The organism is Neptuniibacter sp. QD48_11, assembly GCF_047778095.1.
Taxonomy (GTDB): domain Bacteria; phylum Pseudomonadota; class Gammaproteobacteria; order Pseudomonadales; family Balneatricaceae; genus Neptuniibacter.
Genome location: NZ_CP180551.1, coordinates 2930570 through 2954795 on the forward strand (window position 1 = coordinate 2930570; position 24226 = coordinate 2954795).

Here is a 24226-nt window from a genome sequence, read left to right on the forward strand (position 1 = left end):
CTACAAAGACATTACGTGGATAACCGGATAGAAAAAACTGACCGCTAGGGTAGAACGAACAATCAACATCACTTGATTGAAAAAGGCCTGCACGACAAAAGCAAAAACCCCCAATAACCCAAGGTAAGTGACTAACATATGCCCGGGGCTAAAATAGCCAAACCATTCCCTAAGCGTTGCTATCTGGGATAAACCAGATGCCAAACATAGCGTCGCTGACAAAATAATTACCATCTCCAGCTTCACGCCCCAGTTGAGATACTGAATCTCTTGTCGGCACCGATCATAAAGTAGATGCAGTGATGGCGGCTCTAAGGTAAAGGCGTAAACAATAGCAACAAAAATGGGTAATACAGAAAGTAAAAGTAGGTAAAACCCCACAACAACCATCGGTTCAGTAACAACTAATCTGAATAGATCGGCAGACCCCAACGTGACTAATAACGACATCAGCGCGATGTTATTGGCGTGAAAGAATAAGCGGGTGTAAAAGCCTTTGCAGGTCAGATTCAAGAAGCCATCAAAAAAGAGATAGCTCACTAACGCAGTTAAAACGATAACACCGAAGATATCTTGAAAGTGGAGGCTTGTTAGCATTTCAACACGCCTCCCGATAAAACGGCGGCGTGCGCAACCTAGCTACGCAGCAAGATAAACAATCAACAACGGATTGGACAGATCTGGCTTTCATGCTCATTCCTTTGAACACTTAAATTGTTAAATTCCTTTTGCCCTAGTTTGCCGCCAGCTGTTCATAAGATCAACACCTGTCGACAAACAAGCGGTAATTCATTCTCCGCCACCCAATATTTTTTGACTATAGTGAAGAGATGAAAGTGATTTGCCGCTGCCGTTCTGAGGTTACTCTGTTGTTACAACGCCCCTTAATTCACACACTGATGCTTACGGCTCTACTTTGCTTTAATACCGCAAAAGCTGAGGTCGAGACATTAGTTGTTGGCGCTGATTCTTGGCCTCCGTTCCGCTTTGTGACGCCTGAAACCGTGACTGGTATCGACCACGAGTTATGGAAGAAACTCTCTAAGCGAATCGGTTTTAAGGTCCACTACTTACGCTGCCCATGGAAACGCTGCCTGCGGATGATGAAGAATGGTCAGATCGACGCGATGAGTGGTTTAGCATGGCGCGAAGAAAGAGCCGAATACATTACCTACGCTGATCCTCACTACTACAGTTGCAGCACCCAACTCTATCTACCTCATGGTAAATCTCGCCGCATCAGCAAACATAGAGATATGCATGCAATGACCATTGGCATGGTTGGTGGCTCTGCTTATTACACCGAATTCGATCAGGATACGGATATCTATAAAAAAAGTGTGACCCAAGAAGCTGTATTGCCGAACCTATTGCTAGAGGGAAGAATTGATAGTTTTATCGGCACCGACTGCCAAGCAGATTATGAACTTGCGTCGCGCGGGTTAACGCCTCAAATAGATAAAGCAGTTTTTAAACCAGGGAACAAGGTCGATCTATTTGTCGGACTCTCTTCAAATTCACGATGGGCGCTGCGAAAACAAGAGTTTGATCAAGCCCTACAACAGCTACGCGAAGAAGATTTTGAAGGGAATGCTCTTAAATTAATCTCTCCATTCGCAGTTGAATAACATAATCTACTAAAATAAAACTTACCCCAGTTTTCTGTGGATAAGCGTGTATATTAATTTTGGACAACCGCTACAAAGCCTATAAATTCTGGCTTAGAGCGGTTTGTTTGTTTTTTAACCTTGTGAGTTAAGCTTTCAGTTATCGTCCATTAAATCAACACTTTAATTCAGAAAAGCCTCCTTTTTTTTCATCTTTTTCATAATTAATTTTCAAAGTCGTGCAATCAAAATACCTACTGATGCGTCTTTAAAGGCAGCTACACCTTAACGCCCCAAGAGCACCTGTCACTTCAAAGCAAATAACATAATTGCACCCCAGTTTTGTTGCTTAGCTTGGAAATGCTCAACGGGGCATTTTTTATATCTGCAAGGCTTATATAGATGAACAATACCCTTACTCACAATCGACAAAAAGACTACGATGAAGCTGCTCTATATTTACGCTTAGGTCTCGGTATTCTTTTTATTATTGGCGGCGTATCTAAACTCAGCCAGTTACTTTCCAGCACTAAACATGATGCCATCGTTGCTAATTACATGGGATCAACAGGCTATATTAATGAGCTTTTTCAACAATATCTGTTTACGGGTTTCTTGGGCGAGCTATTAACTCCATCTCTCTTTCTTACCTCACTTTCAGCTTTTGAGCTTATCTCTGGTATCGCCTTAGTCGTTGGCTTTTTAGTGAGACCTCTGGCACTTATTTATGCCTTCCTGCTTTGGAGCTTTGTATTCTCATTACCCGTCATGACGGTGCCTGACACTGAGATTGCGGTAAAAACCTATACCTCCCCGGCCATGTTTGTACAGATCAGAGATATCGCGCTTTCCGGCATGATGTTTGTGCTTTTTAATCTAGGTCCAGGCCGTTATAGCCTCGATCTTTTACATAATCAGCATGATTACAGCATGAGCTGGGAAGCTCTAGGCTTACTGCTGCGCCTCTCTATAGGTATCATGTTTTTAGTCAGCGGCAGCTTTGGCGCTTTCGCAAAAGTCCCTACCTTTGCTACGTGGCAACCTCTACTGTTACTTGCAGGCCTTATTATTCTATTTGCACCACCGTTATTGGTTAGAACAGCAGGCGCTGCAACCGTAGCTATTATGCTCTGGTATATGGGCTACAAGCTTAATTTTGATAAAAATCTAATCGCTAACCTAAATAGCTTTAAACGTGAATTTGCTTTCCTTGCTGCCGGTGTTGTTTTGATCCGTTTCGGCGGAGGTGAACGTTTTGCGTTTAACGATCTAATCATGCGCTTTAAAAATCCGTTGAAAATTCACTAGGAGGTTAAAAAAACCGTTACCGAATGAAACTCTTCAGATAATTAGTGTTCCAAATGGCTTAGCCAATAATTATCTGGATAGGCTGCCCATATTTTATGTTTGGGCAGCCACGGTACAACTTATAAATGCTAGACAAAAATAGGCTCAACCAACTTTATCGCTATGCTTTATCCCTCACTCGAAACGAGGATCAGGCATACGACCTACTCCAGCAGTGCGTAGAAAAATTTCTACGCAATAACTCTGCACAAATAAAGGAACCTGAAGCCTATATAAAACGCAGCATTCGTAACGCGTTTATTGATCAATGCCGCGGGGATAACAAACTACTTTCTTTAACCGATCTACCTGATGCAGTAGAAAAGATAAACCAAGCATCATCAGACTCTTTGGAAAACTTATTTATCCAACAACGTGATGTTGAACAGCTATTAAAGCTACTAAGCGCAGAAGAAAGCGAATTACTCTATCTATGGGCAATAGAAGAGTACAGCATGACAGAAATAGCTGAGATACAGGGAGTGCCGCGAGGTACCTTGCTGTCCAAAATGCACCGATTAAAAAAGCGAGTCCAACACGAGTTAACCGAAGAGCGATGGGATCTAAAGGAGGTGATGCAATGAAATCAACCGCGCCTAAAAACTTAAAATCAGCTCTCAAAGCGCACTACCAAGATCAATCATTGAGTGAAGATAAGTTAGCTCAGCTAATCTCTATACAAGAAGAACTTAGCAACCCATCGGATATCAATATTGAAGCACCGATAAATAACATCAGCTGGTTAGATCAATGTAAAACTTGGTTTAAACAACCTCAATTAATGGTTCCGGCATTGGCTTTAGCCTTCATTTTTATGGTTGTCAGTTTGATGCCTATGCCTATATCAGGCCCAAGTATTGTGAATGAAATTGCGGGCCATCATGAACAGCCAAGCGAAATATCTGTGTATACATCTTCTATAGATGAACTTGGACAACAACTAACCCAACTAAGCTTTAAGCTGATTTCATCAAGCAAACTTGGAAAAGATATGTGGCAGTTGATTGGCGGTAGTTACTGTTCAATTAATGGTGAAATTGCTGCTCAGTTGAAAGTGCGAAATATTGAAAATAATCAGATCTACACATTTTACCAAGCAGAATACCCAGAGGGCCTAACCTTAGAACAGGTTGATACTAAGAATATTATTAACAACCAAGGAACGGCTGTTACTCTATGGCAAGAAGGCGGTTTATTACTAGGTATTGCACACACCACAGAATAAACCACACCCATCATGCTTTCATCGCATAGTTTTAGCGGTAGAGCTTCTCCGCCCAGCGTGTTAGCCCAGCTGTCACGCTACCAAAGTGGTCACCGTCGACAACGTCTATATCACCCAATAAAGATGCAATTGCCTGCCGGACAGCAGGCGATTTTGTCGTACCACCAGTAACATATACCAGCTCAGGTGTGCAGCCCGCTTGTTTTATTACTTCACTCATCAGATCCACGATCTTCGCTACCGGGCGCTCTATTGCCGATTCATACACATCACGACTGATTGGCTGCGATAATTCCTTATCAAGGTAGCTTAGATCCGAAATAACTTGCTCCTGATCAGACAAAGAGATCTTTGCCAGCTCAGCGCTACGCACTAACTGATAGCTTTGCTTTTGCTCTTGCAGCTGAATTAAGCGCGCTACTTTTTCAGGCTCCGCTGCATCACGCTGCATTTGCTCCATCATTTCGATCGAAGCTAAGCTATTGAATTCGACCTGCGAGGGTATGTCATTTACAGATACGGCATTCCAATAGGATTGAGAGGGAATAGGTAGCCCATTTTTCAATTTCCCTCCCATGCCTAGAACTGGCGTTAGCCCGTAGTAAGCTAGGTGAATATCAAGGTCATTTCCCCCTACCCTAGCACCACTATGACCAAGAAAGTCAGCTGATCGTTCTGGCTTGTCTCGGTAGCTCGGGCCCATTTTGACAATAGAGCAGTCACTGGTACCACCACCGACATCGACAACTAAAACGACTTTGTCTTCCTCTAACCCCGCTTCAAAATCAATTCCGGCTGCTAAGGGCTCATACAGAAGCTCAACGTCGACAAAACCAGCCCTCTCTGCAGCACATTTCAAGATACGACAAGCTTGCTGATTAGCCTCTTCGCCACCACTGCCTTGGAAGTTAACCGGACGACCGATGACAGTTTGGGTAATCGTATCCCCCAGTGATTTTTCAGCCGCCTGCTTTATCTGGAACATCATAGCTGTGACAACATCTTCAAAAAATGCCAAATGCTGTGTTTGTAAGCCACTCGCTCCTAAAAAGGATTTTGGAGATTTAACAAAATAGCCCTCTTCTGGCAGATCGATATATTGTTCTATTGCTTCCTCACCAATAAACAGTGTCTGTTCATCGGATAAAACGCCAAGAGATAAACGAGACGCTGAAGCCTGTCTCAATTGAAGGCTGCGCTCTTTAAGATAAGTATCGCGAATTTTAGGATTACTAATTTGACGTGCAACCCCTTCGCAGATCAATTCGCGAGAGAGCGCATATAGAGTAGAAGGTACATATTTTTGCTGCTGATAAAGTGACAATAACTGCACACTATTATCTGCTTGAAGAACGCCCATGGCGCAATTTGAACTACCGTAATCAAAACCAGTAATCATGCTTTCGATCTTACATCTTCAGAAAAAAGGCCGCGCAAAGTAACACTTTTTAACGCCCTTGATAAGCACCAAATTCCTCTATAAATAATCCTCAAGTTAAGCATGCCACTTGTTAGAAAAGAACAATCGTTTTTTTGACTTTAAAGCCTTTGGATAACCTTAAGCGACAAAGGGCAAGAAGAGAGTAGGTACTTACATAACACGCCCAATACACTTGTGAACAAACTTCCAAAAATAGAGCGCTTATCGTTGATAAAGCCGCTTCCTAGTTTCTCCCCATAAACTGTGGATAAGCTTGTTAACTAATTATGGACATCCTCCATAAAGCCCATGAATACTGACTTACAGAGAACTGGTTATATTTCAACCTTGTAGAATAAGGATCAAATCGATCGGTAATATCAACATTTTTGTAAAATTTTTTCTTACTCAAAAAGCCTGTACAAAAATTAGCCAGTCAAGCCCTAACAGTAAAAAAATCCATCCACGCAAGCTGTGGATAAGACTGTTAGTTAATTCTGCGTATCCCTCTCAAAGCCCATTGTTACGGGGGTGTAAAAAACTGGTTGTTTTTTACACCATAAAAATTATTTTTCTTACTAATTGATTTTGCACAGCATAAACTCCTAGCTATATTAAATTTTTCCATAACAACGGGTATTGTTTTTCTGATGTCACTCACTCTTTTATCCCTGTTTATTCCTACCTTCTTTTTTGTCTCCATTACACCCGGAATGTGTATGACCTTGGCATTGAGTCTAGGTATCTCTATTGGCGTCAAACGTAGCTTGCATATGATGTGGGGAGAGTTAATTGGAGTTGGTTTGGTGGCCGCGTCCGCAGCTTTAGGTGTCGCGGCAATAATGCTGAACTACCCAGAAGTGTTCACTATTCTAAAGTGGGGCGGTGGCGCTTACCTTTGTTGGCTAGGTTATGAGATGTTTTGCTCTAGAGGCAAGCTAGTCATTACCGAACCTGGTGAACAAAAACAAGAAGTTTCAGGATTACAGTTAGCAACAAATGGTTTTCTTACTGCCGTTGCGAACCCAAAGGGCTGGGCATTTTTTGTCACCCTTTTGCCTCCCTTCATTGATGCCGATCTACCTATGGCGCCGCAATTAGCCATACTGGTTGCTTTGATTCTTTTGCTTGAATTCATTTGCCTGCTTATCTACGCCAGCGGCGGTAAACTACTAAAGCACCTTTTAATGGAACGCAACAACGTTCGCCTTATGAATCGAATCGCCGGAAGCCTAATGATTTTGGTTGGTTTGTGGTTAGCTTTAGGAAAGTAATAAAAAACCCCACCAGCTCAGCTGGCGGGGTCTGATTACGTTTCTTTAGAAGGGATGGACATAAGTCCTAGAAGCGTAAAAAGTTTTCGGCAGGACTCCTACAAGATCAAGCCTGCACTGATATATGATCATCAGAATTTAAACTTGGCACCCAACACAACCGAGCGACCTGGCTCATTCAAAGTAGTATCTGTTCCAAACTCATGTCCATAGGTTGAACGATCAGCATAAGTTTCATCGAACAGATTATTAACAGATAGACGTAGCGTCAGGTTGTTCAATGCTTGCGGAGTGTAAGCAACAAATGAATTAGCTACTGTATAGCTAGGAAAAGCCCCATCGACAGGAGATGTGCCATCATGCCCATCCATCGAGAAGTAGTGCTGCACGTCCGCACCAAAGTTGATATTGGCACTATCAATTGACTGTACAAAATCAGCTTTTAAAGATTTGCCAAGTGGAGTTCCGATATAATAAGCGTTTGTAGAGCCCTCAATTCCATTAATTTTAGTATCAACATCAATATAACTCAGTCTCACAAAGCCAGACTGCCACTCATATCGAGTATTAATCTCGAATCCATCTGACTCAACATCACTGTAAATATCTGGGCCACCGCCATATTCTTCATCTCGGATATCACTGATATCCGTTTTAAAGATTTTCGCGCCTATAGTTAAACCAGCCAGTGATGGGCTTAAACCTTCAGCATTCAATTCCATACCAATAAACCCGTTATCGGCTTTTGACTCCTTTAGACCTGCTGAATAATCCCAAGCCGCATTTGCTATATAAGGCTCGGTAATTTGCACACCACCGAATACATGTGAATATCCAGCGCTCGCAGTTACAAATTCTGTTAGATCATATTCAGCAGAAATGTTGCTGGATAAGCCACTGTTATCATGCTTAGAGCCATCTACACCTTCAAGTTCATGATCATCGTAACGAGCACCGAAGGAGATTCGAGCCCGATCACTGAGCGATAGTCGAGCTTGCGCAAATGCACCAATGTTCTTTGCTTTTTCTACTGGAAATTCATTAAAAGTCGGGAAAATACCCTTAGCTTTATCGTCGTAAAAATCGATACCGGCATCTACAGTACCGTCTTTCAGTACAAATTCATTAGCCAAAACGCCATTTATGCTTTCATACTCACCTGAGGTCGGGTAGCTACTGTTAACCCAGACTAATTCAGTTTCTGAGTGAGCAATTTTTACATAAGGGTTAATCAAACCTTTAGGGGCTTCGTTTTTAATCGCAAATACAAGCGTTTCACGCTTTAGTTCGTTGTTCTCCGACAAGAAGCCTCGATTGAAATTAGCTCTTTCTGGGCGATGCCCATCATCTTCTACTTTTTCGTAGGATAGCTTTGTACGGTAACCACTTTCATGCAGATAACCGACTTTAAATAAGCCTGATTTCATCGCTGTTTCAGAGCCTATGACATCATCACCATTACCGTCTTCGAAATCGTCACCAGACGCGCTCTTTACGTAACCGAGTATTTCAAAACCACCCGAGCGACCAAATAACGAGATATTTCTATCGAATGTATCACCGTTAGTGTTGTACTCAAGGCCGACAGAACCACCGAAATTGTCACCGTCTTCCAATAAGTCGGAGACATCTTTGGTCTCATAAACCAGTGAGCCACCCAACGCTCCAGGGCCTGCATCAGCAGGCGCAACACCGGCATCAACGCTCACAGCTTTTAACAGTTCAGGATCGATGATGTTCGTAGCTGAATGGTGAAATAATTTGTTATTTTGACGGGCACCATCAATGGTTACAGCTAAGTTTGTCTCTTCAACACCGTTGACGTATACCTTTTGTGACGCAGCTATTGAGCTTCCCACTTCAACACTTGGTGTATTTCTAAACACATCTTGAAGGTCGTTCGGATTTAGGCGCTGTAGTTCTTCCAGGCCAATACGAGTTTCACCAACGTCCGACGCCACACCCTCTACTTTAATTTTGTCCAAGCGCTCATAGCTTTTCTCGGAGTCTTCTTGAGCAGCAGCAATTTGGCTGGATACCGCATAACCAATCAGTAAAGACAATGAAGCACGTCTTTTGTTTTTCTGTGAAATCATGTAATTCCTACCTACATTAAACTTATCAAACTAAAGCTGAGAGTGAACATAGCCAAAATTTTGCACTGCCCCCCAGTAAGGGAGTTAGGCTTTCCAGAAGGGAATAAGAAGACCTATCGATCATCTCTAACTTTTTCGGTAGCTATTCTGAGGTTTTGGACGGACTTACAAATAAGTCACATGAAACGCATTAATAGTGCTTCAGTTAAAAACCAGTTCAGGGCAATTACTACTCAATTTAGAGCCTTACAAATGCAACAAATAATAACCATTTACAATTACGATTTATTATCAATAACTGTAAAATAATTGTCACAACGTTTACATTTGTTACGTACTGAAGGGTTTCTCAGGTGAAATATTGCGAGATCAGTAAGCTTATCGCTCCACTAGATAAAGGAATTAACCCCTGGAACTTTAGGTTACCCATAAGCACAGAGAGGGAGGAAAATTAGGTTCTATATGGAGGAATCCTGAGCTCAAAGAAAACTAAGATTCCCTCCACAATAATCAGCTAAAGAAATAACAAAGCGAGTTGAATTTATCTTATCCCCCCCCTTATACCGGTAATATTATTCTTATCTGTAAACCACCACGGGCCAAATTTGACGCTTTAATTGAGCCAGAAACCGCCTCAATCTGCCTTTTAGCTAATGCCAACCCAAGCCCAAACCCTCCCGAGTCGGCACCTCGTGATTTTTCAACTCGATAAAATGGCTGAAAGATTTTGTCCAGCGATTCTTCAGGAACACCCGGTCCCTGATCACAAAATGTAAGTAAGTACTCATCATCCTTAATACTCAGTTGAATACTGACCTCTCCACCCTGAGGTGTATACCGTAGAGCATTGCGAATAACATTCTCTATCGACTGCCCAAGAATTCGGTGACTAGAGGAATCAAGTGGCGCGCTCTCAGGCATACAACTAACGAGCTTACGATCGGGATACTCGAAACGAGCATCATCAATGATGCTATCTAGTAGGTCCACCAGATCAAGATATTCACCTTTAATCTGAGGCTTCTCGGTATCCATCCAAGCAAGCGTCAAAGCATCTTCGGTCATTTCACGCATTTGCGCGACTTCACGCTGAATACGCTCGATATTTTCTGGGCAGTTCTTTTCACTGATACTGCTAAGCGCCATTTCGATACGCGTAATGGGTGTACGCAGTTCATGGGAAAGGTCGGCAATTAGCTGCCTTTGGGTAACGATCAACCCGCCCGTGTGTTCCGCCATAGTATCGAAAGTTCGGGCTAACGAAGCCAACTCATCATTACGTGCCCCAAGTGATTGACTCACGCGAGCATCATAATTCCCTTCGTTGAACTGCCGAGTCGCTTTTTCCAGTTTCTGAATGGGCGTTACTAAGTGTCGATATAGCATCAAACACACCAATGCCAAAACCACAAAAGGCAGAGCGATCTGTAACAACAATTGTGCAGGTTTTAAAAAACCACCCGGCCTCATACGTTGTGGCAACCGAACCAAAAAGTGCGTGTGACCATCAACAAATGGGAGTTCCATAATCGGGTTATAGGCATAGTAAAGGTGGATCATGTATTCGACATTTCGGCCAAGCCGCAGACTGCCAGTGTAATAGTCATCCATGTAGTTACCGGCCAGCAAGGTCAAATCAGATCCGGCAATCGCAACCCAAGTATCCTCGCGCTTTTCCAGATCTTCGATCCATTGATCAAGTAACTGCATTTCACCTGCTTTATAGATTGCCTCAGCTTCAGCTGCCCAAGACTTCATCTCTAACTGGTGCTTTTCGGCAATTAGGCTCATACGTTGTTCGGTATGATTCGCAAGCCAATCGATCGCTCCGTATAAAGCAACGGTACCTGCCACTAGAATAGCGAACAGTTTCCAAAACAAACGCCGTTTCATTTAAAGCAGTACCCTTCACCATGTACCGTTTCTAAAGCTGAGACATCAATACTTCGTTGCGAAAGTTTGCGCCTTATTCGACTCACGTGCATATCTAAACTACGGTCGTATCGGCTGTACTCTTTGTTAAGAACGGACTGGTAAAGGTGCGGTTTACTAAGCACTTCACCACTTTGTTTTACTAACGCCCATAACACTTTAAATTCGATAGGGGTGAGGACGACCTCTAGATCATCACGATGAACACGATTCTGTTTCCGGTCTAAGTGAAAGAAAGGTGTTTTAATCACATCTTGCTCGATCTGACTTTCAACCAAATATCGCGTACGACGCAAAATCGCTTCGATACGTAATAAGAGCTCAGTAATATTGAAAGGCTTAGCTAGGTAATCATCCGCACCATTGCTATAACCTGTAATGCGTTCCTCTTCCGCTCCACATGCAGTCAGCATCATCACAGGGGTTTCGCGCTTTTGCCTCAACTTACTGAGTAATGAAAAACCATCTAATCCCGGCAAAAGTACATCCAATAAGATGAGATCATAAGTTTTACTTAATGCGGAGACCAACCCCTGACGTCCTTCAAAACGTTGATCCGTTTCGTAACCCTGCTCTTCCAAGAGCGAGGTGATCTGATTATTCAACGTACGATCATCTTCAATAATTAAGATCTTCGCCATTGAAGCAATACCGTCAGCCATAGTTACTATCCAATTAAATGGTAATCAATTACATTTGCGAATGAAGTTTATTTCAGCACGTTCAAAAATGCAATTTCCTATAGCATTCCCTTAATCGGCTACTAAACTTATACAGCGAAGTCTCTTATGGGAGGAATAAGCATGTCCGTATCAGCCACACTTTGTAGCTTTCTAAAAAATAAGGGCTGCAGTTATGACACAATCAAACACGACTACTCTTTTACTTCTCTCGATAGTGCACATAGGGCTTCAATTCCCGTAACGCAGATGGCCAAAGCGGTTGTCATTCATCAGAAAAACAAGTTCACCCTTGCTGCAGTTCCTGCGATGAATAAGGTGATGTTACCTCAATTAGCGGCCATTACTGGCTCACCCGCAAGATTGGCCAAAGAAGCCGAAATAAAGCGTATTTTTGGAGATTGCGAAGAAGGTGCAATCCCTGCTATCGGCCAAGCCTACGGACTCGACGTAGTTTGGGATGACCGTTTAACAGAGGCTGATGATATCTACATCGAAGCAGGCGATCATCAAAACTTAATCCACCTGAAACGCCAGCAGTTCCAGAATTTAATGAAGAATAAACAACACGGTGAAATTAGCTGTGCACCTGAAGAGCTTTATGATCTAAGCCATTATTAAGCAATGAACATTCCTATATAAAACTTCTTGAATATAAGTATTAGAAGTTCGAATTTGGGTGCAAAAATATCCCATCTATTTTTCAATTCAAAGCTACAGTTATAAGTAGCTAGATGGATATAGAAAAAATTTGGCAAGGAGGATTTTCTTATCTTATTCGGGGGCATAGTTTATGTATCCCACTCAAATAAAATCCCTCGGAAGGCTTATCCTTTGCTGTTTAGTTTCCATTTTGTTGCTAGGTCTATCTACAGACGCACATTCTGGAAAAAACTTAAAAGGTAATGGCTTTCCCGCAGGCTTTCATTTTAATTTAAACCTATTGGGTAAAAAAACTCAGGCACCGGGGGTATTCAACTGTCCTAGTGATGCTGACTATCGCTGCCAAACAGACGATGACGGCTTTATCCCTTGTGATCCCAATACAGAAGAGTGTATCCAAGTAACCGATGATTCTAATGAGCAATTTTTTTGCCATGAAGGCTCATCTCAAAATGTAGTTTTTATTCCTCGCTACGATGAAAATACCAATGCTGATACCAGTGTTGCGATTCAATCAGGCAGTACAAAAGGAGGCAAAAACAAATCCCTTCCTCTCAAAGACTTAGATGGTGATGGAATCCCTGATCTGCAAGTCACAGATTGGTGTACCGAGTCATTCCCAGATAGTGATGGAGCTGATGGGGCTGTTGTAAGCCTTCCACCCTACGATTCTGGCTATGCTGTGTTTGCCCGCGTGACAGGGAAACCTTGTAACAATGTTAATGAAGCTGGCGAATGCGTAACCGGCACAATGTTTACCAACAACTTTGGGTTTATCAACGATGATCAAGGCAATGATCTACTTGCTTTGGGTTTTATCACTAAAGACGGGGAATGGAATAACTTTAATCTAGAACGTGAAAAAGACGGTACTAAAACTAAAGGCCCCGGAGGTAAAGGCGTAAAACCAGCCCAAGATATCAGTAGTGCTTTCACTTTTACGGGCTCAGTCTGTTACATCTCTCCCGGTGACCAAAGATATTTTTGCGGTGAAGAAATTACCGACTCCGAACTTCCTGAAAATAGCATAGATGCAGATAACGATGGAACGACCGACTACTGGTTACCTATAGAGCCTTGGTTCTGGGACGACCCAGATGACAACGGCGACGGCATAACTACTGTCGATGTAGGTGATAATGGTGAAGACGATTGGGCTGACGTTACAGCCAATATATTCTCAACAGTCATGTTATCTGGGACAACCACAGTTCAAGGCTGCGCAATTAACGCTTATTGCTATGACGAAGCTAATAATATCTATGGCCTTCTCACAAACTCTGATCAATTCGATGCATGTACGGCGATGATAGAAGCAGATATAGCCAGCGGAGCCGTTCCCGCGATCGGTTACTTTGAACAGTGGAGCGACCCTAACAAACTCGTAGTCGATGCCCCTACTGTTGGCACCTGTAAAAGTTGGGAAAATGAATGGATATTTAATATTGCGGATTTCGTAGAGTATATCTGGGGAATAGACAATAAAGGCTCATACAATATCCAAGTTAGATTCTATCCTTATGATGAAGTATGCGATCAATTACCAGGAGGTTGCAGTAACTGATTACCAACTCATAAAAAATAAAAAAGCCTGCTAATGCAGGCTTTTTTATTTTTTATGAAATAGATAATTATCATCTACCGCATTTTTTCCAGCCGCCTTTACACTCGCCATCACCACCATCAGAACCTCCATCTGAAGAAGTGACCTCCACGGAATTACTGAGTACCCAAGCTGATACGCCAGCACTGTTTCTAGCAAGAATCCTGTATACGTAAGTGCCGCTATCTAAACCAGAATCTGTATATGAAGTATCAGCCCCAGCAGGAGTTGCTACTGAGTTGAAACCACCCAGTTTACCGCGTCGATTTTGCTTACTACGCTCTATTGAATAACTGGTTACCGTTCCAACAGAAGGAGCACTCCATGTTAGATGTACAGCATTTGCATTGGAATCGAAGTTTGCTGAGAAATTCTCAGGGGAACCAGGTTTTGTTTCTGTCGGCTCAGCATCAATCGGTTCATTATCTCCAGCGTCAATAGCGCCTAATGCGTCATAAACTTGGATAAGACCATGGCCAAAAACACTATCCCAACCTGAGTCACCTAAATCCACTGCACTTGCTTCAAGCGCAGCCTGAACCTGATAGCGATCCAAGTTCCCATCCTTCGATAAAAGGATAGCTGCAGCCGCCGCGGCATGGGGGGCTGCCATTGATGTACCTTGAAATAGATAATATCCCCAAGTTCCCTGCCCTTGAGATAGATAGGTTTCTTGAACAACTCCATCACCATAACTGTCATTTGGAATGTGGAGGTTTTGAGATGTATTACCACCCGGAGCGACTAAATCTAATTTAGGGCCTTGATTTGAGTAGGGAGCAATACCATCAACATCCGTCGCTCCAACAGCTAAAGTTTCTGGGTGACTGGCAGGGTAACTTATCCCGTCTGTAGAACTGTCATTGCCAGATGCTACTACTATCGTCACACGGGTATCGGAATTAGTCAGGGTTGAATAGGATGGATAATTAACAAATTGCTCCAGTGCATACCCTGCAGGATAGCCAAGACTCATATTAATAACTTGAGCGCCGTTATTGATAGCCCAAGTTATACCCTCAGCAATATCTGCATCCGTCCCGGAACCGTTGTCATCCAAGACTTTTACCGGAAGGATACAGGCTCCATGAGCTAACCCTGCTACACCAACCCCGTTATTTGTACTCTGAGCAACCGTGCCGCTAACATGGGTTCCGTGCCCGTCGCCATCTGCCACATTGGAACTACCATCAATCGCATTATACCCAGGTAAAACACAATCTATTCCGTCTGGGCCACCTGACTGTAAGCCGGTATCTAAAACGGCAACATTCACACCAGCACCATCATAAAGTGCCCACGCTTGTTCAGCCTGAACAGCACCAAAATGCCATTGGTAGCCATACAAAGGATCATTAGGAGCGAACTTTCTAGCAATATAGTTTCGACTGGCTTTACGCCCTTTGCTTCTTAACGCTAAGGTTTGTGCTAATTCTTTACCGGGAGACACTTTAAGGATGGTTAAATCTGCATTAGGAAGGTACTTAAGAACTTCATACCCTTCAGATGCAGAAACCTCACCTTTCACAACGACCTCTCCCGGTCGAAACTCAATCCCTGCTACAACAAAATTGGCTGCTAAAGAGCAACCCATAGCCACACAGAGAAGTTTTAATGGCGTTTTCATAACCACCCCACCTTGTCATTATCAAGTGATAAACAGATATCAGGCAGTGCAACTACAATTGGCTAAAAATCCGTGCCACCAAACTGACTACTCAGGAGCAAGCTTCTTTTGCTTAAAGTACAAACACTATAAGTCCCGACGCCTCTGTTAAGTTTAGTAAGCTATGTAGAGACTGCCAGTTAGCAAAATTCAAGAAAACTAAGAGAAAATGAGAGGGATTTATAAACTAGGCTGCGATTATGGAACACACCATCTGCAGATCAGAGAGTATTTAGTGCATCAACCATACGAAGATTTAATCGGCCTTGTTGATTTTTAGCATAGTCAACAGGCGCAATGGTTCTTTCAAACCGTTCAATGATTTCAACTAGGTTATAACCATTCTGGGGCGCAACTCGAAGAAGAGGGAGATTAACATCATGACAGATCTCTTCTAAGAAAAGATCTTGTTTCTTAAACTGCTTCTTATCGTAAGCATGGTCATCCAACTCGACAGCGCACACTACACGGTTGTTCGCGGGATCTGAAACAATGTAATCAAACTGACGATGACGAATCTTTTTCAATGCTTTTCGTTTTGCCCGATCCGATTTTTCAGGCAATGCTTCCAACACTTCATGCATAGGCACTTTACAGTGCACTTGATATTGTCCACCGACAGCTTTTTCCAAAACCGATGCAAACATACGCTCTGTATGTGAAAGAGAGGCATCTGGCGCTTTAGATTTTTTGGCACGAATAATCACGACTAAAAGCAGTATAAAAACAACTACTCCACTAGCAATATAAATCCATAATTTTTCGTCCACAATAACGCCCCACCCCGTTTGAAGGCGCAATATTACCGAGAGTGAAAGCGGAAAGCATCTGAATTTTATGATCTAAAATAATTTCAGTGCCAAAGTATAAAAAGCTACCCAAAGTAAGGTTTATAAGGCCTATCAAGAGAAAGGTTATTGAGAGCTACCCACCTGAGAGATGGTAGCTATTATTCAAGATATACGCCAAAAATCATTTATAGATATGATCAATATTCCTTATTTGAATCCGTCCGTTTACTATAAAGACATACTACTAGACTCAAAAATCTAGTCAGCGGCACACCATAAAGCATCACCTCGAATACTCCTGCCAAGTAAGATAGAGCCTGAGGTCTAACTCTAATCGGTGGTAATCAGCATCCATATGCTGACATAACTGATAGAACGCTTTGTTATGATCCAACTCTTTCAGATGTGCTAATTCGTGGACAACAATCATCCGCAAAAAAGCTTCAGGTAATTGTTTGAATCGCGTATCGATCAGGATCTCTTTTTTAGATTTAAGTTTATTCCCTTGGATACGAGATACGCGGCTATGGGTGCCTAAAGCATTCATTGCTGCAACTTTATCGCTGTATTGAACTTTGCTGACAGGTGCCGCTTTTCGCATATAGCGATTTTTCAGCTCCATAGTATATTCGTACAGCGCTTTATTGCTTTGAATCGAATGGGAATCTGGATATTTTTTCTGTAGAAGAGGCCCTAAAGTTTCATCTTGCAACATGGCTAAAGCTTGCTGCTTTAAAGACTCGGGATAATGATTAATATATTTTAGTACTGTCATAATGAAACGGGACCAGCTTGGCCGATCCCGCTAGAAATCAATTACAATTTACGGATCAGTAGCGTCATGCCTTCGCTGGCATAAACCTCGACTTTAGTTCCCGCTTCCAAATCATCTTCTGCAACAACCTTCCAAAAAGTATCACCGATCTGAATTCGACCTAAGCCATCTTCAACGTCATCAACTAATGTCAGTTTTCGTCCAATCAATTGCGCCGCTCGATCATTGATCATGCCTGCTTCATCATCATTGTTTTGGCAACGAAAGAATTTCCAGAAAATAACCGAAGCAATAACGGAGAAGAGCGCAAACAATAGGAATTGATGTTGCCAATCATTTAGCACACCAATCGCCATCAATGCAGCTACTGCAAAAGCAGATAATGAGACACCGATCATAAATCCCGCGGCACCTAAGGCTTCACCACCTAAAAGCACCAACGCTAGAATAATCCAATGCCAGTAAGTAATTGATTCGAGTAGTTCTAACATTTACGAACCTATCTTAGTTTCTTTTAACAGCTCGCTGATGCCAGCAACGGAGCCAATAACGCTACTTGCTTCTAGAGGCATCATCACGACTTTAGCATTTTCGCCTGCACCAATATTTTGCAGAGCTTCAGTATATTTTTGAGCAACAAAATAGTTCAGAGCTTGCGGGTTACCTTGTGAAATCGCTTCCGAAACCACTTTGGTTGCACGCGCTTCTGCCATTGCCAAACGCTCTCGCGCTTCCGCTTCTCTAAACGCTGCCTCTTTTTCACCTTCTGCAGTCAAAATGGCAGCTTGTTTTTCACCTTCAGCAACTTTGATCGCAGCTTCTCTTTCACCTTCTGCGGTTAAAATCGCAGCACGCTTTTCACGCTCAGCTTTCATCTGGTTTGCCATCGCTTCAACAAGATCAGCCGGAGGTGAGATATCACGAATTTCCACACGGGTAACTTTAACGCCCCATGGATCTGTCGCTTCATCAACTTTGCTTAACAGTTGGCTATTGATGTTATCTCGGTTGGATAACATCTCGTCTAGCTCCATCGAACCCAAAACCGCACGGATATTAGTCATTACCAAATTCTGCATCGCGCGATAAAGATCGTTAACTTCGTAACTCGCTTTAGATGCATCCAACACCTGATAGAAACAAACAGCATCAGTAGTTACTTGCGCGTTGTCAGAACTGATCACTTCTTGAGGGGGTACATCCAGTACTTGCTCCATCATATTTTGCTTAGCGCCAATCTGATCAACAAAAGGAATAATCAGATTCAAACCTGGTGTCAGAGTTTTGGTAAAACGCCCAAAACGTTCTGTTGTCCAGTTATACCCCTGAGGAACCATCTTGACCCCAGAAAAAATAAAAATTAATGCGAGAACAACCACTACCGCAGCGGTAATTTCAAACCCAAACATCACAATCTCCTTTAGTAAAGTTGGGAGGAGGTATTCATATTAATACTGATCGGGAAGAACTGAAATGGCTTAGATAAATTAAGCGTGAGGTAACGGCAAGCAATCAATAAGAAATATTAAACGCTTTTTGGGGGAAGAAAGAACAATCTGTAGAAAAAGGATTATTCCTCTTCTGCCTGTTCATGCTCTGCAAGGAAACCGCGAATAAAACGACGGACTTCACGTGCAGCACTCGTATCTAGCTCTTCACACAACGCAACAAAATCATCGCGCTCGACATCGTTAATGCGAATAACTAGTTGGCTATTTTTCTTTTTAGCCTTAGATTTCTTTTTTGACTTCATCATTTTTCAACTCTAAATCGTCAACTGACTGCAAGAATACAGCAATTATCCCCTTACCCCAACGTACATCTTAAGAATATCTTAGGTATATACAATTTAATTTCTATCAGCCTTAAAAGTTAACAAAAAACGAAAACTATAATCATTGAATATCAAAGGGATAAATGTATTTCTTTGATCCTAAACAACTCCGCTCTAGACAAAAGTAAACGATTGTTTAAAATCCAACCCCATCACTACAAAAATAAGGATATTTACCCATGAAAAAATTAGTAGCCATCGCATCACTTGCTCTTTTCAGCACTGTTGCTTCAGCTGACTGGACGCTAAGCCAACAAGATTCTGACTTCAGTTTCTCATCCATCAAAAAAGCCAAAGTGCTAGAAAACCACAGCTTTAAACAAATTAGCGGCGGCATCGATGCTGCTGGCAAAGCAACGCTAAATCTTGACCTTGCATCTGTAACTACAGGTATCGAGATCCGTGACGAGCGTATGCAAAATATGCTGTTCGAAACAGGCAAATTTGCTCAGGCCAACTTCATGGCTCAAGTGGATGTAAACCAAATTGAGAAACAAGCCGTTGGTTCCATCCAGCCGCAGACTATCACTGGCACATTAAGCCTTCACGGTGTTGAAAAAGAGATTACCGCTCAAGTGAATGTCGTTAAGCTAGCTGACAACAAAGTATTGGTTAGCACAGCTCAACCCATCACAATTAACGCTGCGGATTTTGCGCTAGATACTGGTGTAACTGCACTTAAAGAGATCGCAAAATTACCATCTATCTCTTTCGCAGTACCGGTTAGCTTTAACCTAGCTTTCACTAAGTAAAACACGCTTAAGGTTATTAAACCTAGGTACATTTACCTGGGTTTCTTTCTTTTCCAAGTTCCTTTGCGACGCTACGTTCTAAATCACCCCTTGTGATAAACTGCGGCCTGTAACTTTCGAATCAGTTTTGGGCCCGTATGAATATCTTCGAAACACCTTTCGGTCAATTCTCTCTTTCTCGTTATCCTCGTCGTAGAAATGAACAACTACGTGCGTGGGACGCTGCTGATGAGTACCTGTTAAATCAGATTGATCAGGAAGAGATCCTTGCAAACCCAAAACGCATCTTGATTATTAACGATCAATTTGGCGGTTTATCAATCGCATTAAATGACCAAGCGCCAACAGTGGTCAGCGATTCGTGGTTGGCTCATGCCGGTATAAAAAACAATGCTGCGGATAACGATATTGATGCAAAAGCCATAACCCTATGTAACAGTTTGGATTATCCAGCCGAAACATTTGACCTCGTGCTGATTAAAATTCCAAAAAGCTTAGCTATGCTGGAAGACCAACTAATCCGCTTGCGTCCTTTGTTAGCAGCAGAAACTAAAGTAATCGGCGGCGGGATGGTTAAATCTATTCATACCTCAACGCTAAAACTGTTCGAAAAGTATTTAGGCCCTACAACAACCTCGTTGGCAAAGAAGAAAGCAAGACTGATATTTCCAGAGATCGATCTGAATCGACCGCAATTAGAATCGCCCTACCCATCCGATTATATATTGGAGAACACGCAGCATAAGATCATCAACCATGCTGGCGTATTTTCCCGAGATAGTTTGGATATCGGCACCCGCTTTTTCCTTCAACATCTAACTGATACAGATACATTCGAGGATATAATTGATCTTGGCTGCGGTAATGGCGTTGTAGGCTTAATTGCAGCAGAAAAGAATCCATCTGCGGCTGTTCACTTTGTGGATGAATCATTTATGGCTGTCGCTTCTGCCGAGGCTAATTTCAGAGAAGCCTTCGGCGACAGTCGAAACGCAACTTTCCAAGCAACCGATTGCCTAGCTGGTATTCAGAAGAATAGTTGTGACTTGGTGTTAAACAATCCACCTTTCCACCAGCAAAATGTGGTCGGAGATTTCATTGCTCAACAGATGTTCCGAGAATCTCATAAAGTCTTACGATCTGGTGGTGAGTTATGGGTAATCGGCAACCGTCATCTTGGCTACCATGTAGCACTCAAAAAGATTTTTAAAAATTGTGAGACTATCGCTAACAATAAGAAGTTTGTCATTTTGAAAGCGATTAAACGTTAACCTTATTTAAAACTCAGGGAAGTAATTCCCACAGTGAGGACACCTATGTTTATTGCATTATCCCTCCATATTTTAGCTGCCGTTATTTGGGTAGGCGGTATGTTTTTCGCCTATGTTTGTTTACGACCAGTTGCAGCCGAGCAACTTGAACCGCCTGCTCGGTTAGCACTCTGGCAGCAAGTATTTGCTCGTTTTTTTACCTGGGTATGGGCAGCAATTCTGCTTTTGATTATCAGTGGTCATAGCATGATTGCAATCTATGGTGGGTTTAAGAGCGTTGGTATGCATGTTCACATCATGCTACTGACCGGCTATACCATGATGGCGATATTTGGACATCTGTATTTCAGTCCGTATAAAAAACTGAGTCTGACGGTAAAAGAAAACCGATGGCCAGATGCCGCTGAACAGTTAAATAAGATCAGAAAGATTGTCGCGATTAATCTGACTTTAGGTTTGGCAACAGTAGTTGTTGCTAGTGGCGGAAAGTTTCTTTTCTAAAATAGTTCCTTTTCTAAAATAGGTTCTTCGAGCAAATTCAAGCAGAAGCACAGATAACCGTGCTTCTGCATTGTCTAAGCATTTGCTATTCCCAGAACTAGATTAGGCCTGAAGGCTCATGGGCATAGGTATATATTCACCTATTTCATCAGGTTCTGCATCAAGAACCGCTTCCCAACCTTCTTCGCCCGGTTTCATTTCATCAGGTAAGCCCCAAAGTTCACCGCACCAAAACGCAGCGATCCAGCGCTTGCCATAACGAACTTTATAAAATCCAGGTTCTCTATTCTCATTCACGATCCATCTCCTTTTTATTCTTATCAAGGCAGAATCCATCTTCTTCTAACCACAATGACGATATCCGTTTAATCAATCATCATAAGCAGTTTTATTTGGATCGCCCCAGAGAATTTACGAAGCTAACTCAAGTAAACAAACCTAAGTACAGCCGAAGCTCCTTTCTCTTATTTATTGTTTTTTATCTCTCTAACTTCTTATAAATATTTTGCGCATATAACGTAAAGTTAGAGTGTACACAAAATAACCAGACAATAAACGGGGTTTAGCCGAAGGTGTAATACTGAGAGGTCGGACAAAATGAAACAAACTGAATTTATTTCAGGCATTAAAAAAGACCACCTAAGTGATCTTTTTTAGCAAGATAAAAGCTGACAACTTTGAGGAAGGTGACATCAACCTCAGCAGCTAAATCAAATTTACTTTTTCTGGTCTTCGTTCATCAGGCCGCGAACTTTAATGAAAGCCCAAACCATTGCGACACTCATACCAGCGATCATTGCCAGACTAGGAACCAGAACTTCCATGCTATATACATCAACCATTACGACACCCTCACAAAATTTTTCGTATTGCTCGTAGTTACTGGTGGCTAGATTAACCCTTTAGAGATTAGGGGTTATTGATTTAGCTCAAGAAATGATCATTAGCGAAGATGAAAAATTTTACGTTTGTAATGATTAAGTTTGAAAAAGCTTATGAACTGATCCATAACTTAAATGGCGAGCCCCAGCATTAAGGGAGCTCCGGTAGTGCCGGAATAATAAAAATGCATAAGGCTCCGCCAAGACTCATAAGCTTGAGTCACCGATAACTGTTCAGGAGGTAAGCGTCATGCCTTATAAAACAGTTGCCTGGACCGCCGAGCAACTCAAAAAAATGAATTCAGAACCTTTTATGATCGATTTTCTGGATACATTTAAACTTGCCCCATTAACCTTAGCCAGCGATGAAGCCGTCGCTAATATGAATGCAGTTCTAGACTTAGTAGAAGCTCAAATAAGAAAGCCATAATCCTCTGTCCGCTCCAAAAATAAGGCAGGTCATTGTACCTGCCCTTTTTTTGCCTTTCTCAAATTCCCCCTTTAAAAACAATAAGTTAAACATCAAAAGCATAATCATTTCGTCATAAAACATAAAACAACCAATCAAAAACAACTTTTGACGCTACAAATATAAATTTCAATCAATAAAATCGCGATTTCCCGTAAAAACTCTCATCTTCCACTCTTGATTTTATTCCTTATAAATCAATAAGTTACAAGACCCTCTTTCACTTAGGGCAAAAATTTAAATTTATTTATTTTTTCCTTTATTTTCAATGGCTTACACAACAAAAAACACCGAAATTTATTTGCGATAAATCCTTATTTAATATAGACTTATCAATATAGATAAAAGAAGTTTCATTAATGAGGAAATGAAGATGCAAGAAAAGGAAGTGAAGTTACTTTTTAAAGCAGGCGTATTTGATTCTTGCCAAGCGATCCCTATCTCTATGGCGCGCGGATGGACTTTAAAATTTGTGACCAAACAGGACGAAATCATCACGCTAGATCTGCAACGATCTAAATCAGAACGTGAGTTTAAGAGTCTTGATGGCGCTGCTGCGGTAGCAAAGCGGATTGGGTTTGAATGGTTAAAAGTTCAGATCGGTGATCTTGAGTGGCAGGAAAAGGTTAAGTAACAGGCATAAAAAAACCGCTTCAAACTGAAACGGCTTTTACTGTGAAATGCATTAAACGTTATTTATCTAATGCATCTTTAATCTTTTTGTCGGTCTGATATTGGCTCAATGCATACACAGACCAGATTGCTGCTGGTATCCAGCCCACTAAGGTAATCTGTAAAATAAGGCAGACAATTCCAGCTATCGGGCGACCGATCGTAAAAAACTGTAGCCAAGGAATTAACAAAGCAAGTAACAAACGCATCTTTTATCTCCTTAGAATGCGGGAGTGGAGTACAGCAAACCATTAAGCATAATGAGTTATGCCTTAATCGAAGCTGACCCTTAAAGCTCTACACGGCCGGCAGATAGCTCGTCTTCTGTCGGCTCCCGCACTTCGATTACTTCAACAGCATAGTTCAATTCAAGCCCAGCAAAAGGATGGTTCGCATCCACTGTCACTTCATCAGCATCAATCTTGGTGATGCCTACTAGCTGCAATTCACCTTTATCATCTTCCATCTGGCACACCATGCCGACTTCCAACTGATCAAAGCCAGCAAAGGATTCACGACTAATTAGCTGCACCTTAGCTTCATCACGCTGACCATAGCCCTGCTCAGGTGATAGGGTAATTTCAAACTTATCCCCAACTTCACGACCTTCTAACGCCGCTTCTAGGCCAGGCACAATGTTTTTATGGCCATGTAGATACGGAAGGGCCTCTCTATCACGAGAGTCGTCCAACACATCACCAGCATTGTTTTTTAACGCGTAGTGAAAAGACACTACCTTGTTGTTTTCTACTTTCATTTATCTCTCC

General features: G+C 42.1%; 27 protein-coding genes. 12 read left to right on the forward strand and 15 right to left on the reverse strand.

All coding sequences use genetic code 11. The features are described 5' to 3' along the window. Positions 1 to 597, reverse strand: coding sequence for a hypothetical protein (locus tag ACMXYU_RS13665; protein ID WP_415899114.1), 597 nt, complete (start codon positions 595 to 597; stop codon positions 1 to 3). Between the two features lie 233 nt (positions 598 to 830). On the opposite strand from ACMXYU_RS13665, the gene ACMXYU_RS13670 reads away from it, so the two are divergent. The 4 genes from ACMXYU_RS13670 to ACMXYU_RS13685 all read left to right on the forward strand — a co-directional run bounded on the left by ACMXYU_RS13670 (position 831) and on the right by ACMXYU_RS13685 (position 4179). Next, the gene (locus ACMXYU_RS13670) at positions 831 to 1628 is read left to right on the forward strand and encodes a substrate-binding periplasmic protein (protein ID WP_415899115.1); all 798 of its coding nucleotides are present in this window, start codon (positions 831 to 833) and stop codon (positions 1626 to 1628) included. 381 nt (positions 1629 to 2009) lie between these two features. Continuing rightward, on the forward strand, positions 2010 to 2915 hold the full coding sequence (locus ACMXYU_RS13675) for a DoxX family protein (RefSeq protein ID WP_415899116.1): 906 nt from the start codon (positions 2010 to 2012) through the stop codon (positions 2913 to 2915). Positions 2916 to 3040: 125 nt separating this feature from the next. Beyond that, the gene (locus ACMXYU_RS13680) at positions 3041 to 3538 is read left to right on the forward strand and encodes an RNA polymerase sigma factor (RefSeq protein ID WP_415899117.1); all 498 of its coding nucleotides are present in this window, start codon (positions 3041 to 3043) and stop codon (positions 3536 to 3538) included. Further along, the gene (locus tag ACMXYU_RS13685; RefSeq protein WP_415899118.1) at positions 3535 to 4179 is read left to right on the forward strand and encodes a hypothetical protein; all 645 of its coding nucleotides are present in this window, start codon (positions 3535 to 3537) and stop codon (positions 4177 to 4179) included. The genes ACMXYU_RS13680 and ACMXYU_RS13685 overlap by 4 nt, the downstream gene beginning before the upstream one ends. Before the next feature lie 31 nt (positions 4180 to 4210). On the opposite strand, the gene yegD is transcribed toward ACMXYU_RS13685, so the two are convergent. Continuing rightward, complete coding sequence (yegD, locus tag ACMXYU_RS13690; RefSeq protein WP_415899119.1) at positions 4211 to 5578, reverse strand: molecular chaperone; 1368 nt, start codon at positions 5576 to 5578, stop codon at positions 4211 to 4213. Between the two features lie 671 nt (positions 5579 to 6249). On the opposite strand from yegD, the gene ACMXYU_RS13695 reads away from it, so the two are divergent. Further along, entirely contained in the window at positions 6250 to 6873 is a 624-nt protein-coding gene (locus tag ACMXYU_RS13695) for a LysE family translocator (protein ID WP_415882306.1), read from the forward strand. Between the two features lie 131 nt (positions 6874 to 7004). On the opposite strand, the gene ACMXYU_RS13700 is transcribed toward ACMXYU_RS13695, so the two are convergent. The 3 genes from ACMXYU_RS13700 to ACMXYU_RS13710 all read right to left on the reverse strand — a co-directional run bounded on the left by ACMXYU_RS13700 (position 7005) and on the right by ACMXYU_RS13710 (position 11563). Next, entirely contained in the window at positions 7005 to 8969 is a 1965-nt protein-coding gene (locus tag ACMXYU_RS13700) for a TonB-dependent receptor domain-containing protein (RefSeq protein WP_415899120.1), read from the reverse strand. A gap of 558 nt (positions 8970 to 9527) precedes the next feature. After that, a complete protein-coding gene (locus ACMXYU_RS13705; RefSeq protein ID WP_415899121.1) occupies positions 9528 to 10862 on the reverse strand; it encodes a histidine kinase sensor domain-containing protein in 1335 nt (444 codons plus the stop codon). Beyond that, complete coding sequence (locus ACMXYU_RS13710) at positions 10859 to 11563, reverse strand: response regulator transcription factor (protein WP_415899122.1); 705 nt, start codon at positions 11561 to 11563, stop codon at positions 10859 to 10861. The genes ACMXYU_RS13705 and ACMXYU_RS13710 overlap by 4 nt, the downstream gene beginning before the upstream one ends. 141 nt (positions 11564 to 11704) lie before the next feature. Between ACMXYU_RS13710 and ACMXYU_RS13715 the strand changes: the two genes are divergently transcribed. Together ACMXYU_RS13715 and ACMXYU_RS13720 are read left to right on the forward strand one after the other, a co-directional pair. Further along, on the forward strand, positions 11705 to 12202 hold the full coding sequence (locus ACMXYU_RS13715; protein ID WP_415899123.1) for an aminoacyl-tRNA deacylase: 498 nt from the start codon (positions 11705 to 11707) through the stop codon (positions 12200 to 12202). Between the two features lie 232 nt (positions 12203 to 12434). Further along, positions 12435 to 13808, forward strand: a complete 1374-nt coding sequence (locus ACMXYU_RS13720; RefSeq protein WP_415899124.1) for a hypothetical protein — start codon at positions 12435 to 12437, stop codon at positions 13806 to 13808. Positions 13809 to 13878: 70 nt separating this feature from the next. Here ACMXYU_RS13720 and ACMXYU_RS13725 read toward each other — a convergent pair whose 3' ends face one another. The 6 genes from ACMXYU_RS13725 to ACMXYU_RS13750 all read right to left on the reverse strand — a co-directional run bounded on the left by ACMXYU_RS13725 (position 13879) and on the right by ACMXYU_RS13750 (position 18832). Continuing rightward, complete coding sequence (locus tag ACMXYU_RS13725; RefSeq protein ID WP_415899125.1) at positions 13879 to 15474, reverse strand: S8 family serine peptidase; 1596 nt, start codon at positions 15472 to 15474, stop codon at positions 13879 to 13881. Between the two features lie 260 nt (positions 15475 to 15734). Then, positions 15735 to 16283, reverse strand: a complete 549-nt coding sequence (locus ACMXYU_RS13730) for a DUF2726 domain-containing protein (RefSeq protein WP_415899126.1) — start codon at positions 16281 to 16283, stop codon at positions 15735 to 15737. Positions 16284 to 16587: 304 nt separating this feature from the next. After that, positions 16588 to 17079 carry a YgjP-like metallopeptidase domain-containing protein gene (locus tag ACMXYU_RS13735; RefSeq protein WP_415899127.1) on the reverse strand — a complete coding sequence of 164 codons (492 nt, stop codon included), beginning with the start codon at positions 17077 to 17079 and terminating at the stop codon, positions 16588 to 16590. Between the two features lie 41 nt (positions 17080 to 17120). Next, entirely contained in the window at positions 17121 to 17570 is a 450-nt protein-coding gene (locus ACMXYU_RS13740; protein WP_415899128.1) for an NfeD family protein, read from the reverse strand. Next, positions 17571 to 18488 carry an SPFH domain-containing protein gene (locus ACMXYU_RS13745; protein ID WP_415882319.1) on the reverse strand — a complete coding sequence of 306 codons (918 nt, stop codon included), beginning with the start codon at positions 18486 to 18488 and terminating at the stop codon, positions 17571 to 17573. Positions 18489 to 18649: 161 nt separating this feature from the next. Beyond that, positions 18650 to 18832, reverse strand: coding sequence for a hypothetical protein (locus ACMXYU_RS13750; protein WP_415884680.1), 183 nt, complete (start codon positions 18830 to 18832; stop codon positions 18650 to 18652). 260 nt (positions 18833 to 19092) lie between these two features. Here ACMXYU_RS13750 and ACMXYU_RS13755 point away from each other — a divergent pair, with 260 nt between their 5' ends. From ACMXYU_RS13755 to ACMXYU_RS13765, 3 genes are all read left to right on the forward strand, one after another. After that, positions 19093 to 19665: a YceI family protein gene (locus tag ACMXYU_RS13755; RefSeq protein ID WP_415899129.1), complete on the forward strand. Its 573-nt coding sequence runs from the start codon at positions 19093 to 19095 to the stop codon at positions 19663 to 19665. A gap of 137 nt (positions 19666 to 19802) precedes the next feature. Further along, positions 19803 to 20936, forward strand: a complete 1134-nt coding sequence (locus ACMXYU_RS13760) for a methyltransferase (RefSeq protein WP_415899130.1) — start codon at positions 19803 to 19805, stop codon at positions 20934 to 20936. A 45-nt stretch (positions 20937 to 20981) separates the two neighbouring features. After that, complete coding sequence (locus ACMXYU_RS13765) at positions 20982 to 21437, forward strand: DUF4149 domain-containing protein (RefSeq protein ID WP_415899131.1); 456 nt, start codon at positions 20982 to 20984, stop codon at positions 21435 to 21437. A 102-nt stretch (positions 21438 to 21539) separates the two neighbouring features. On the opposite strand, the gene ACMXYU_RS13770 is transcribed toward ACMXYU_RS13765, so the two are convergent. Together ACMXYU_RS13770 and ACMXYU_RS13775 are read right to left on the reverse strand one after the other, a co-directional pair. Further along, positions 21540 to 21734 carry a hypothetical protein gene (locus ACMXYU_RS13770; RefSeq protein ID WP_415882323.1) on the reverse strand — a complete coding sequence of 65 codons (195 nt, stop codon included), beginning with the start codon at positions 21732 to 21734 and terminating at the stop codon, positions 21540 to 21542. A gap of 419 nt (positions 21735 to 22153) precedes the next feature. After that, a complete protein-coding gene (locus ACMXYU_RS13775; RefSeq protein ID WP_415899132.1) occupies positions 22154 to 22279 on the reverse strand; it encodes a hypothetical protein in 126 nt (41 codons plus the stop codon). A 289-nt stretch (positions 22280 to 22568) separates the two neighbouring features. Here ACMXYU_RS13775 and ACMXYU_RS13780 point away from each other — a divergent pair, with 289 nt between their 5' ends. Further along, the gene (locus tag ACMXYU_RS13780; protein WP_415882325.1) at positions 22569 to 22748 is read left to right on the forward strand and encodes a hypothetical protein; all 180 of its coding nucleotides are present in this window, start codon (positions 22569 to 22571) and stop codon (positions 22746 to 22748) included. A gap of 412 nt (positions 22749 to 23160) precedes the next feature. After that, positions 23161 to 23421, forward strand: a complete 261-nt coding sequence (locus ACMXYU_RS13785; protein WP_415882326.1) for a hypothetical protein — start codon at positions 23161 to 23163, stop codon at positions 23419 to 23421. 58 nt (positions 23422 to 23479) lie between these two features. Here ACMXYU_RS13785 and ACMXYU_RS13790 read toward each other — a convergent pair whose 3' ends face one another. Together ACMXYU_RS13790 and ACMXYU_RS13795 are read right to left on the reverse strand one after the other, a co-directional pair. Further along, entirely contained in the window at positions 23480 to 23668 is a 189-nt protein-coding gene (locus ACMXYU_RS13790; protein WP_415882327.1) for a YqaE/Pmp3 family membrane protein, read from the reverse strand. 80 nt (positions 23669 to 23748) lie between these two features. Next, positions 23749 to 24216, reverse strand: coding sequence for an FKBP-type peptidyl-prolyl cis-trans isomerase (locus tag ACMXYU_RS13795; RefSeq protein WP_415899133.1), 468 nt, complete (start codon positions 24214 to 24216; stop codon positions 23749 to 23751). Positions 24217 to 24226: the final 10 nt, after the last annotated feature.